Origin of the sequence: Burkholderia sp. LMG 13014 (assembly GCF_905232215.1) — a bacterium.
Classification (GTDB): domain Bacteria; phylum Pseudomonadota; class Gammaproteobacteria; order Burkholderiales; family Burkholderiaceae; genus Burkholderia.
This window is the reverse complement of record NZ_CAJNKE010000140.1, coordinates 1-12,270: the sequence shown is the minus strand read 5'-3', so window position 1 is coordinate 12,270 and position 12,270 is coordinate 1. Positions and strand designations below refer to the sequence as shown.

Genomic DNA, 12,270 nt, shown 5'->3' with positions numbered 1-12,270 from the left:
GCGCGGCGCAAGGCCGGGCGGGCCCCATGCGCACCGGCTACAATGACGGTTTTCCCGTCTTCGCCGGTCCTTCGCCCATGTCTGCGACTCCTCTCGCCGCTTCCGTCCCGCTCGACGCGTCCTACACGCGCGGCGCCGCTCTGCCTGCGCTGCTGAAATCGCGCATCCTGATCCTCGACGGCGCGATGGGCACGATGATCCAGCGCTACAAGCTCGACGAAGCCGCGTATCGCGGCGAGCGCTTCAAGGATTTCGCGCGCGACATCAAGGGCAACAACGAACTGCTGTCGATCACGCAGCCGCAGATCATCCGCGAGATCCACGACCAGTACTTCGCGGCCGGCGCCGACATCGTCGAGACCAACACGTTCGGCGCGACGACCGTCGCGCAGTCCGACTACGAGATGGAAGATCTCGTCGTCGAAATGAACATCGAATCGGCGAAGCTCGCACGCGAAGCGGCCGAAAAATACGCGACGCCGGACAAACCGCGCTTCGTCGCAGGCGCAATCGGGCCGACGCCAAAGACGGCCAGCATCTCGCCGGACGTCAACGATCCGGGCGCACGCAACGTCACGTTCGACGAGCTGCGCGCGTCGTACTACCAGCAGGCGAAGGCGCTGCTCGACGGCGGTGTCGACCTGTTCCTCGTCGAGACCATCTTCGACACGCTGAACGCAAAGGCTGCGCTGTTCGCGCTCGACGAGCTGTTCGAGGACACCGGCGAGCGCCTGCCGATCATGATCTCGGGCACCGTCACCGATGCGTCGGGCCGGATCCTGTCGGGCCAGACGGTCGAGGCGTTCTGGAATTCGCTGCGCCACGCGAAGCCGCTCACGTTCGGCCTGAACTGCGCGCTCGGCGCGGCGCTGATGCGCCCGTACATCGCCGAGCTCGCGAAGCTGTGCGACACCTACGTGTCGTGTTACCCGAACGCGGGCCTGCCGAACCCGATGGCCGAGACGGGCTTCGACGAGACGCCGGACGTCACGTCGGGTCTCCTGAAGGAATTCGCGCAAGCCGGGCTCGTGAACCTCGCGGGCGGCTGCTGCGGCACGACGCCCGAACACATCGCCGAGATCGCGAAGGCGCTCGCCGACGTGAAGCCGCGCCGCTGGCCGAACCAGTACAGCGACAACGCCTGACCCGACCGCCCCCGCCCTTCATCACCAGAATTCGCACCGCCATGACCGATCACATGATGCGCCTCGCCGGCCTCGAGCCGTTCAACGTCACGCCCGGAACGCTCTTCATCAACGTCGGTGAGCGCACCAACGTCACCGGCTCGAAAGCGTTCGCGCGCATGATCCTCAACGGCCAGTTCGACGAGGCGCTCGCGGTCGCGCGCCAGCAGGTCGAGAACGGCGCGCAGGTGATCGACATCAACATGGACGAGGCGATGCTCGATTCGAAGGCGGCGATGGTGCGCTTCCTGAATCTCATCGCATCGGAGCCGGACATCGCGCGCGTGCCGATCATGATCGACTCGTCGAAGTGGGAAGTGATCGAGGCGGGCCTGAAGTGCGTGCAGGGCAAGGCGATCGTGAACTCGATCTCGCTGAAGGAAGGCGAGGATGCGTTCCGCCACCACGCAAACCTGATCCGCCGCTACGGTGCGGCGGCCGTCGTGATGGCGTTCGACGAAACCGGCCAGGCAGACACCTACGCGCGCAAGACCGAGATCTGCAAGCGCTCGTACGACTTCCTCGTGAACGAAGTCGGCTTCCCGCCGGAAGACATCATCTTCGACCCGAACATCTTCGCGGTCGCGACCGGCATCGAGGAGCACAACAACTACGCGGTCGACTTCATCGAGGCGACCCGCTGGATCAAGCAAAACCTGCCGTACGCGAAGGTGAGCGGCGGCGTGTCGAACGTGTCGTTCTCGTTCCGCGGCAACGACCCGGTGCGCGAGGCGATCCACACCGTGTTCCTGTACCACGCGATCCAGGCGGGGATGGACATGGGCATCGTCAACGCGGGCCAGCTCGGCGTGTACGCCGATCTCGACGCGGAGCTGCGCGAGCGCGTCGAGGACGTGATCCTGAACCGCCGCGACGATTCGACCGACCGCCTGCTCGAGATCGCCGACAAGTTCAAGGCTGGGGGCGCGAAGAAGGAAGAGAACCTCGAGTGGCGCAACCAGCCGGTCGAGAAGCGGCTCTCGCATGCGCTCGTGCACGGCATCACGAACTTCATCGTCGAGGATACCGAGGAAGTGCGCGCGAAGATCGCCGCGGCTGGTGGCCGCCCGATCAACGTGATCGAAGGGCCGCTGATGGACGGGATGAACATCGTCGGCGACCTGTTCGGCCAGGGCAAGATGTTCCTGCCGCAGGTGGTGAAATCGGCGCGCGTGATGAAGCAGGCGGTCGCGCACCTGATCCCGTTCATCGAGGAAGAAAAGCGCCTGCTCGCGGAAGCGGGCGGCGACGTGCGCGCGAAGGGCAAGATCGTCATCGCGACCGTGAAGGGCGACGTGCACGACATCGGCAAGAACATCGTGTCGGTCGTGCTCCAGTGCAACAACTTCGAAGTCGTCAACATGGGCGTGATGGTCCCGTGCAACGAGATCCTCGCGAAGGCGAAGGTCGAGGGCGCGGACATCATCGGGCTGTCGGGCCTCATCACGCCGAGCCTCGAGGAAATGGCCTACGTTGCATCCGAAATGCAGCGCGACGACTACTTCCGCGTGAAGAAGATTCCGCTGCTGATCGGCGGCGCAACGACGTCGCGCGTGCACACGGCCGTGAAGATCGCGCCGCACTACGAAGGCCCGGTGGTCTACGTGCCGGACGCGTCGCGCTCGGTGTCGGTCGCCTCCAGCCTGCTGTCCGACGAAGGCGCGACGAAGTACCTCGACGAGCTGAAGTCCGACTACGAACGCATCCGCGACCAGCACGCGAACCGCAAGGCGCAGCCGATGGTCACGCTCGCCGAGGCGCGCGCGAACAAGACCAAGGTCGACTGGGCCGGCTACCAGCCGGTGAAGCCGAAGTTCATCGGCCGCCGCGTGTTCAAGAACTACGACCTGAACGAGCTCGCGCAGTACATCGACTGGGGCCCGTTCTTCCAGACCTGGGATCTCGCGGGCCCGTACCCGGCGATCCTGAACGACGAGATCGTCGGCGAATCGGCGCGGCGCGTGTTCTCCGACGCGAAATCGATGCTCGCGCGCCTGATCCAGGGCCGCTGGCTGACCGCGAGCGGCGTGCTCTCGCTGCTGCCGGCGAATACCGTCAACGACGACGACATCGAGATCTACAGCGACGAGTCGCGCTCGGAAGTGCTGCTCACGTGGCGCAACCTGCGCCAGCAGAGCGTGCGCCCGGTGGTCGACGGCGTGATGCGGCCGAACCGCTCGCTCGCCGATTTCATCGCGCCGAAGGAATCGGGCGTCGCCGACTACATCGGGATGTTCGCGGTGACGGCCGGCCTCGGCGTCGACGTGAAGGAAAAGCAGTTCGAAGCCGACCACGACGACTACAGCGCGATCATGCTGAAGGCGCTCGCCGACCGCTTCGCGGAAGCCTTCGCGGAAGCGATGCACGCCCGCGTGCGGCGCGAGCTGTGGGGCTACGCAAGCGGTGAAACGCTCGACAACGAAGCGCTGATCGCGGAAAAGTACGCGGGCATCCGCCCGGCGCCCGGCTACCCGGCCTGCCCCGACCACCTCGTGAAGCGCGACATGTTCGACGTGCTGCGCGCGGACGAGATCGGCATGAGCGTGACCGACTCGCTGGCGATGCTGCCGGCCGCGAGCGTGTCGGGCTTCTATCTCGCGCATCCGGACAGCACGTATTTCTCCGTCGGCAAAATCGGGCAGGATCAGCTCGAGGACTACGCGCAGCGCATGGCGCTGTCGCTCGACGACGCGCGCCGCGCGCTCGCGCCGCAGTTGTAATCGATCGAACCGCGGCGCTCCCGCCGCGTCTTGCCGCCACGCGCCCGGTCACGGGGCGCGTCGTACATCCTGAAAATCAATCAGGATACCTAATCTCAATATTGTCCGACCCAGGCCGCAAAAGCCCGAGCGTTCACGCAAAGGCGCATGGATAGCCCTTCCCTTTCAGCCCGAAATTCGTCCCGCCATGTCGACCTTCGAGATCCGGATCAACGACACGCCGATCGATGCAGCCAGTCCGTTCCCGCCGACGCGCTACCGCGGTGAAAGCTGGGACCTGAGTCATTTGCGCCCGCTGACGTTCTCGTACGATCTGGAAACCGGCTTCGACGTGACGGTTCTGGTCCTGTTCTCCTGTCACTGCTTCACCCGCAGTTTCAAATGGGACCCGCGCACCCGCGACACCATTCCGGACGACGAGATCTACGATGACGGCCGCGAGACACGGGTGCTTTGCGCGGACCGGTACCACGCGTCGCGACGCCTGTTGCGCGATGTGATCGTCGGGCTGGCAACGCGCCGGATCGTTGTCGCCGATGAACGGCAACCCAATTTCGTGACGGTGGAGACGGCCTCGTCGGATGGCGTACAACGGGTGTATGCCGTGTTCTTCGAGGTTTCGAGGGACCGGACCAGAAAACGCCGGCTCATCCTGCGCGTCCAGTCGGCCTACATGCTGGATGGCGGCTTGAACCGACGCCAGCGGGAAGCCCGGAAAGTGGCGTTGCGCACGTTGCTGCGCGCAAGCCTGGAGGGCCGCAAGATCCGGGCGTAGAAAAACCAACGGCCGCCTTTCGGCAGCCGTCGCATGCGGGATTCTCTTTCCGTCTCTCGACGAAGTACCCACTCCAGGTGGGGCCCGATCACTCGGGCGGCGCTATGTTTTCGCACCCGCTTTCACATAGTCTTGCGTTGAATTATAAGGAATTTCACCTTTCGGTCAAGGCGAGCCCCGGCCGCCCCACCCCGCCTCGAGCGCGCCGCCGCCCGGTGCATTTTTCATCAGACAAAAGAAAAAGCCCGCTCGGAAGCGGGCTTTTTTCTGCCTTTCGATCCTTTCGGACGGCCGGGCAAGGAAGCTCAGAAACCCCAGTGCACGTCGGCTTCGCCGGCTTTCGCTTCGCGCAGCATCGTGAGGAACGGCGCGACGCGCTGTGCCAGGCTCGGCGGCACTTCGTGGTGCGCGTGGTCGGCTTCGTCCTCGTGGAAATGGCCGGCGTGCTCGGCGCGTTCCTGCTTCGCCTGCGCGACCGCGCCTTCCAGCTTGGCGATCGCGTGGTCCAGCTCGTCGTGCGTAATCACACCGCGCTCGCCCAGCTGCTTGCCGACGAGACCCAGCACATACACGGCGAAATCCTTCAGCACGTCGAGATCCTGTGCCGCCTTGCTCTTGAACGTAATCATGACAATTCCCTTTTCATCTTGTTGTGCCTGCGCAGCGCGGTTGGGGAACGCCGGCAGACCGGCGTCCGGCCTCGCGGACACGGGCCGCCTGAGCGGCATATTAGCACCTGTTAAAATTCTGCGATCCCTGAAACGCGCGCTTAAAAAGCGCGCCGGCGGCCCGGCGTTTCCGGCCACCACCAACGAAGCCTTCTACCAGCATGCTGCCAGCACACAAACAGACCCTCGAAGCCCTGCTCGCGGATAGCGTCAAGCAGGTCGCACACGCGCTGAAAGGCGCCGACGCGGCGTTCGTCGCCCCCGCCATCACGCTGGAGCGCCCGAAGGTCGCCGCACACGGCGACGTCGCGTGCAACGTCGCGATGCAGCTCGCAAAGCCGCTCGGCACGAACCCGCGCCAGCTCGCCGAGCAGATCGTCGCCGCCCTCACCGCCCAGCCGGGCGCGCAAGGCCTCGTCGAAGCCGCCGAGATCGCCGGCCCCGGCTTCATCAACCTGCGCCTGTCGGCCGCCGCGAAGCAGGCGGTGATCGCCGCCGTGTTCGACCAGGGCCGCGCGTTCGGCACGTCGGATCGCGAGAAAGGCAAGCAAGTGTTGCTCGAATTCGTGTCGGCCAACCCGACCGGCCCGCTGCACGTCGGTCACGGCCGCCAGGCAGCGCTCGGCGACGTGCTCGCGAACGTGATCGCGAGCCAGGGCTACGCGGTGCACCGCGAGTTCTACTACAACGACGCGGGCGTGCAGATCGGCAACCTCGCGATCTCGACGCAGGCGCGCGCACGCGGCCTGAAGCCGGGCGACGCGGGCTGGCCGGAAGCCGCGTACAACGGCGAATACATCGCCGACATCGCGCGCGACTTCCTGAACGGCGAAACGGTCGCTGCGTCGGACGGCGAGCCGGTCAAGGGCACGGGCGACGTCGAGGATCTCGACGCGATCCGCAAGTTCGCGGTCACGTACCTGCGTCGCGAGCAGGACATGGACCTGCAGGCGTTCGGCGTGAAGTTCGACCAGTACTACCTCGAGTCGTCGCTGTACAGCGAAGGCCGCGTCGAGAAGACGGTCGACGCGCTGATCAAGGCCGGCATGACCTACGAGCAGGACGGCGCACTGTGGCTGCGCACGACCGACGAAGGCGACGACAAGGATCGCGTGATGCGCAAGTCGGACGGCACGTACACGTACTTCGTGCCGGACGTCGCGTACCACGTGACGAAGTGGGAGCGCGGCTTCACGAAGGTGATCAACATCCAGGGCTCGGACCACCACGGCACGATCGCGCGCGTGCGCGCCGGCCTGCAGGGGCTGCACATCGGAATCCCGAAGGGCTACCCCGACTACGTGCTGCACAAGATGGTCACCGTGATGCGCGACGGCCAGGAAGTGAAGATCTCGAAGCGCGCGGGCAGCTACGTGACGGTGCGCGACCTGATCGAATGGTCGGGTGGCGCGGCGGCGGGCCAGGAAGCGGCACCCGACCTGATCGACGAAGCGACCATCACGCGCGGCCGTGACGCGGTGCGCTTCTTCCTGATCTCGCGCAAGGCCGATACCGAGTTCGTGTTCGACATCGACCTCGCGCTGAAACAGAACGACGAAAACCCGGTCTATTACGTCCAGTACGCGCATGCGCGGATCTGCTCGGTGCTCAACGAGCTGAAGTCGCGCTACAACGTCGACGTCGCGCAACTGCCGGGCGCCGACCTGTCGCAGCTGACGAGCGCGCAAGCGGCGTCACTGATGCAGAAGCTGGCCGAGTACCCGGACATGCTCACGCACGCAGCGAACGAGCTGGCACCGCACGCGGTCGCGTTCTACTTGCGCGACCTCGCTGGCGAATTCCACTCGTTCTACAATGCGGAGCGCGTGCTGGTCGACGACGAAGCACCGCGCAATGCGCGCGCCGCGCTCCTCGCCGCGACCCGGCAGGTGCTCGAGAATGGCCTGGCGGTGCTCGGCGTGTCCGCGCCCGCCAAGATGTAAGGCAGCAAGCGGCCCGAACCGGGCAGCGAATGGCTGCGGCAGGCGCGCCCGTCGTCGGGTGCCCGCCGCGGCCTTTTCACGATTCTTTTTGCAGGTGACTCAAGCAATGGCACAACCACGCCGAACTTCGAAGCAATCGAAACAAGCCGGAGGGACATTTCTTGGAATCGTGCTGGGCCTGATCGTCGGCCTCGCGATCGCCGTGGTGGTGGCGCTCTACATCACGCGTTCGCCGTCGCCGTTCGTGTCGAAGGTCGCGCCGCCGCCGGCCGACAACGGCGCGAGCCAGCCGCAGCAGTTCGATCCGAACCGCGCGCTGCAGGGCAAGACGCCCGGCCAGCCGGTACCGCAGGCCGCGCAGCCCGCGCCGCCGAACACCGCGCCCGGCCAGGCCGCGAACCAGACCCAGGGCGGCCTGCTGCCCGAACCGCAGATCGTCGAAGTGCCGCCGCAGGCCAACGGGTCGAGCGGCTCGAACAATACCGGCAGCTCGAACGGCACGACCGCGTCGAACAACCCGTCGTCGAACAATAACAATCCGTCGTCGGGCAACGGCGTCGCCGTCGCGCCGAAGCCGGCCGACACCACGCCGCCGCCGAAGAAGACGCAGCAAGCGCAGCAACAGCAACAACACCCGCAGCAGCAACAGCCCGGCGGCGAGGACGACCTCGCGCGCTTCGCCGCGCAGAAGCAGGCCCAGCAAGCCGCCGCGCAAAAGCAGCAACAGCAGCAACTGGCCGCGAACACGTCGAAGCCGACCTCGTCGGCCACGACCGCCGCGGCAGCGAAGCCGCCGACCGCGAACGACGCGAATACCGGCTACTTCCTGCAGGTGGGCGCGTACAAGACGGAAGGCGACGCCGAGCAGCAGCGCGCGCGCCTCGGCTTCCAGGGCTTCGAGTCGAAGGTGTCGAAGCGCGATGTCAGCGGCGTGACCTATTTCCGCGTACGCGTCGGCCCGTTCTCGAAATTCGAGGAGATGAACTCGGCCCGCCAGCGCCTGTCCGATGCAGGTGTCGACACGGCGGTGATTCGTTTCACGAAGCAGTAAGAACCGGCCGAGCCCACTCAGAACCCGTTACGTTCCGTAACCCGAGCAACTGATTCGACGTTCACAACATGAAAAAACTGCTTAGCACGCTCCTTCTGTCCCTGGGCCTGGCCGCCGGTCTCGCGCAGGCTTCGCCCGCCGCGCCGGTCGCCGGCAAGGACTTCGAGGTGATGAAGTCGCCGCAGCCGGTGTCCGCGCCGGCCGGCAAGGTCGAGGTGATCGAGTTCTTCTGGTACGGCTGCCCGCACTGCTACGAATTCGAGCCGACGATCGAGGCCTGGGTGAAGAAGCAGGGCAACAACATCGACTTCAAGCGCGTCCCGGTCGCATTCCGTGACGATTTCGTCCCGCACTCGAAGCTGTTCTACGCGGTGTCCGCGCTCGGCATCTCCGAGAAGGTCACGCCGGCGATCTTCAACGCGATCCACAAGCAGAAGAACTACCTGCTGACGCCGCAGGCGCAGGCCGACTTCCTGGCCACGCAGGGCGTCGACAAGAAGCAGTTCATGGACGCGTACAACTCGTTCAGCGTGCAGGGCGAAGTGAACCAGTCGGCCAAGCTGCTGAAGGACTACGCGATCGACGGCGTGCCGACGGTCGTCGTCCAGGGCAAGTACAAGACGGGCCCCGCTTACGCGAACAGCATCCCGGGCACCGCCCAGGTGCTGGACTTCCTCGTGAAGCAGGTTCAGGACAAGAAGCTCTGATCCCCGCCCGCGCGCCGGCATGACTAATCCGCTGAAGGTCTTCATCACCGGCGCATCGAGCGGCCTCGGCCTCGCGATGGCCGAGGAATACGCCCGCCAGGGCGCCACGCTCGCACTCGTCGCGCGACGCACCGATGCCCTCGATGCGTTCGCGCGACGCTTCCCGAAGCTGTCCATCTCCGTCTATTCCGCCGACGTGCGCGACGCCGACGCGCTCGCGACGGCCGCCGCGTCGTTCATCGCGGCGCACGGCTGTCCCGACGTCGTGATCGCAAACGCGGGCATCAGCCAGGGCGCCGTCACGGGCCAGGGCGATCTCGCGACGTTCCGCAACGTGATGGACATCAACTACTACGGGATGGTCGCGACGTTCGAGCCGTTCGTCGGCCCGATGACGGCCACGCGCCACGGCACGCTGGTCGGTGTCGCGAGCGTCGCCGGCGTGCGCGGCCTACCCGGCTCCGGCGCGTACAGCGCGTCGAAATCGGCCGCGATCAAGTACCTCGAAGCGCTGCGCGTCGAGCTGCGGCCGGCCGGCGTCGGCGTCGTGACGATCGCGCCCGGCTACATCCGCACGCCGATGACCGCGCACAACCCGTACCGGATGCCATTCCTGATGGACGCCGACCGCTTCGCCGCGCGTGCGGCCCAGGCGATCGCGCGGCAGCACGCGTTCCGCGTGATTCCGTGGCAGATGGGCGTCGTCGCGAAGGTGCTGCACGTGCTGCCGCGCTGGCTGTACGACCGCCTGTTCGAGAAGGCGCCGCGCAAGCCGAAGGCCGGGGCGCACTGACGCTCCGGCGAGCGCCGGCCCGCGCGAAGCTTCGCGGGCCGTCTCTCCGTCTCTCGGTCTCTCCGTCTCTCCGTCTCTCCGCCTCGCCGCCTCTCCGCCTCGCCACACCAACGCCTGACCGCTTCGACGCTTCGATTCGCGGCGCACCCGCACCGCTCCCGCGCCGTCCCCGCCGCGCCACTATCCAGCGTCCCCAGCGCCAGCGCTCCCCCGCCCGCCGCCCCAACACCCGTTCCGTCGCGAACGCAGCCGTTTTTCGGTCAATTCGCCGCGTTCAGGCGCCTTTTTTCACGCGTCGCGCGCTTTGACGGTATGCTATTCGCCAGCCGCGCCGGCCCTGTCCGCTTCCGGGCCGCGCCCGCATCCCGTCACCCAGCAAAAAACACAAGCCACGTGGGAGATCCTATGCAGGTCAAGCTGTTCGCCGCGGCCACGCTCGCCGCCGCCCTCGCCGCCCCCGGCCTCGCCGCCGCCAAGCCGCTCACCGTGTGCACGGAATCGAGCCCGGACGGCTTCGACGTCGTGCAGTACAACTCGCTCGTCACGACCAATGCATCGGCCGACGTGATCTTCAACACGCTCGTGTCGTACGACGAAGCCGCGAAGAAAGTCGTGCCCGCGCTCGCCGACAAATGGGACGCGAGCGCCGACGGCCTCACCTACACGTTCCATCTGCGCCCGAACGTCGCATTCCAGACCACCGACACCTTCAAGCCGAGCCGCACGCTCGATGCGGACGACGTCGTGTTCACGTTCTCGCGGATGCTCGACGATTCGAACCCGTGGCACAAGGTGGCCGGCGCGAGCGGCTTCCCGCACGCGCAGTCGATGGGCCTCGTGAAGCTCGTGAAGTCGGTCACGAAGGTCGACGACAGCACGGTGAAGTTCGTGCTGAACGAGCCGAACGCGACGTTCGTGCCGATCCTGACGATGGGCTTCGCGTCGATCTACTCGGCCGAATACGCGGACCAGTTGCTGAAGGCCGGCAAGCAGGCCGACCTGAACGCGAAGCCGGTCGGCACCGGCCCGTTCGTGCTGAAGAGCTACACGAAGGACGCGCTGATCCGCTACGACGTGAATCCGACCTACTGGGGCACGAAGCCGAAGGTCGACCGGCTGATCTATGCAATCACGCCCGACCCGTCGGTGCGCCTGCAGAAGGTGAAGGCCGGCGAATGCCAGATCGCGCTGTCGCCGAAGCCGCAGGACGTGCTCGCCGCGAAGGGCGAAAGCGCGCTGAAGGTCGTGCAGACGCCCGCGTTCATGACTGCGTTCGTCGCACTGAACACGCAGAAGAAGCCGCTCGACAGCGACAAGGTGCGCGAGGCGCTGAACCTCGCGTTCGACCGCGCGACCTACCTGAAGGTCGTGTTCGACAACACCGCGACGGCCGCGAACAACCCGTATCCGCCGAACACGTGGAGCTACGCGAAGGACGTCGCGCCGTATGCGTACGATCCCGCGAAGGCGAAGCAGCTGCTCGCGCAGGCCGGCTTCCCGAACGGCTTCTCGACGACGATCTGGACGCGCCCGACCGGCAGCGTGCTGAACCCGAATCCGAAGGTCGGCGCGGAGCTGCTGCAGGCCGACCTCGCGAAGATCGGCGTGAAGGCCGAGGTCAAGGTGATCGAATGGGGCGAGCTGATCAAGCAGGCGAAGCTCGGCCAGCATGACATGCTGTTCATGGGCTGGGCCGGCGACAACGGCGATCCGGACAACTACCTGTCGCCGCTGTTCAGCTGCAACGCGGTGAAATCGGGCATCAACTTCGCGCGCTTCTGCGACGCGCAGCTCGACAAGCTGATCGCCGACGGCAAGTCGACCGCCGACCAGGCCAAGCGCGCGAAGCTGTACGAAGCGGCGCAGAAGATCATCCACGACCAGGCGCTGTGGATTCCGCTCGGCTATCCGACCGCGGCCGCGCTCACGCGCACGAACGTGAGCGGCTATCACGTGAGCCCGTTCGGACGGCAGAACTTCACGACCGTCGCCGTGCAGTAACGCGATCCTCGCGCGTGGCGCGCAAGCGACGGTGCGTCGGACCGTCGCTTGCGACCCGCGCGCCGCGCGCGCTACACTGCGCGCTCATTCCTCATACCGGACGCCAGCCAAAGTGAACAACTAAGCCTTCCCAAAATGTTTTCGCCGCCGTGCCACGCACGCCGCGCGCGAAGGTCTTCACGCATTTTCGGAGGTGCTTATGGCTGCTGCCACGCCCACCGGCGCGCTCGTCGCGCTTCATCACGTTTCCTTCCGCTTCGACGACGGCGTCACGCTGTTCGATTCGCTCGACCTTTCCATCGATCGCACGCCGACCGGCATCGTCGGCCGCAACGGCATCGGCAAGAGCCAGCTCGCGCAACTGATCGCGGGGCGCTGCGCACCGAGTTCGGGGACGATCGACCGGCACACGCCAGTCGTCTACGTCG

At 66.2% G+C, this 12,270-nt stretch carries 10 protein-coding genes; 9 read left to right on the top strand and 1 reads right to left on the bottom strand.

Annotation, left to right across the window (positions count from 1 at the left end; genetic code table 11):
* The first annotated feature begins 77 nt into the window (after positions 1–77).
* The 3 genes from JYJ84_RS16320 (at position 78) to JYJ84_RS16310 (ending at position 4,679) form a co-directional block, all read left to right on the top strand.
* Positions 78–1,145: a homocysteine S-methyltransferase family protein gene (locus JYJ84_RS16320; RefSeq protein ID WP_175223274.1), complete on the top strand. Its 1,068-nt coding sequence runs from the start codon at positions 78–80 to the stop codon at positions 1,143–1,145.
* A gap of 41 nt (positions 1,146–1,186) precedes the next feature.
* A complete protein-coding gene (gene metH / locus JYJ84_RS16315; protein WP_175223273.1) occupies positions 1,187–3,904 on the top strand; it encodes a methionine synthase in 2,718 nt (905 codons plus the stop codon).
* Between the two features lie 187 nt (positions 3,905–4,091).
* Complete coding sequence (locus JYJ84_RS16310) at positions 4,092–4,679, top strand: hypothetical protein (protein WP_175223272.1); 588 nt, start codon at positions 4,092–4,094, stop codon at positions 4,677–4,679.
* A gap of 305 nt (positions 4,680–4,984) precedes the next feature.
* Here JYJ84_RS16310 and JYJ84_RS16305 read toward each other — a convergent pair whose 3' ends face one another.
* The gene (locus JYJ84_RS16305) at positions 4,985–5,308 is read right to left on the bottom strand and encodes a DUF1840 domain-containing protein (RefSeq protein ID WP_011353361.1); all 324 of its coding nucleotides are present in this window, start codon (positions 5,306–5,308) and stop codon (positions 4,985–4,987) included.
* 200 nt (positions 5,309–5,508) lie between these two features.
* Between JYJ84_RS16305 and argS the strand changes: the two genes are divergently transcribed.
* From argS to JYJ84_RS16275, 6 genes are all read left to right on the top strand, one after another.
* Entirely contained in the window at positions 5,509–7,290 is a 1,782-nt protein-coding gene (gene argS / locus JYJ84_RS16300) for an arginine--tRNA ligase (RefSeq protein WP_174961707.1), read from the top strand.
* 106 nt (positions 7,291–7,396) lie between these two features.
* Positions 7,397–8,341, top strand: a complete 945-nt coding sequence (locus tag JYJ84_RS16295; RefSeq protein ID WP_175223271.1) for an SPOR domain-containing protein — start codon at positions 7,397–7,399, stop codon at positions 8,339–8,341.
* A gap of 68 nt (positions 8,342–8,409) precedes the next feature.
* On the top strand, positions 8,410–9,048 hold the full coding sequence (locus JYJ84_RS16290; RefSeq protein WP_011353364.1) for a thiol:disulfide interchange protein DsbA/DsbL: 639 nt from the start codon (positions 8,410–8,412) through the stop codon (positions 9,046–9,048).
* 19 nt (positions 9,049–9,067) lie between these two features.
* Positions 9,068–9,841: an SDR family oxidoreductase gene (locus JYJ84_RS16285; RefSeq protein ID WP_174961712.1), complete on the top strand. Its 774-nt coding sequence runs from the start codon at positions 9,068–9,070 to the stop codon at positions 9,839–9,841.
* A gap of 405 nt (positions 9,842–10,246) precedes the next feature.
* Complete coding sequence (locus tag JYJ84_RS16280; protein ID WP_174961714.1) at positions 10,247–11,842, top strand: ABC transporter substrate-binding protein; 1,596 nt, start codon at positions 10,247–10,249, stop codon at positions 11,840–11,842.
* Between the two features lie 199 nt (positions 11,843–12,041).
* Positions 12,042–12,270 (top strand): ATP-binding cassette domain-containing protein (locus JYJ84_RS16275; RefSeq protein ID WP_205189285.1); only part of this gene is annotated, 229 nt, incomplete at its 3' end.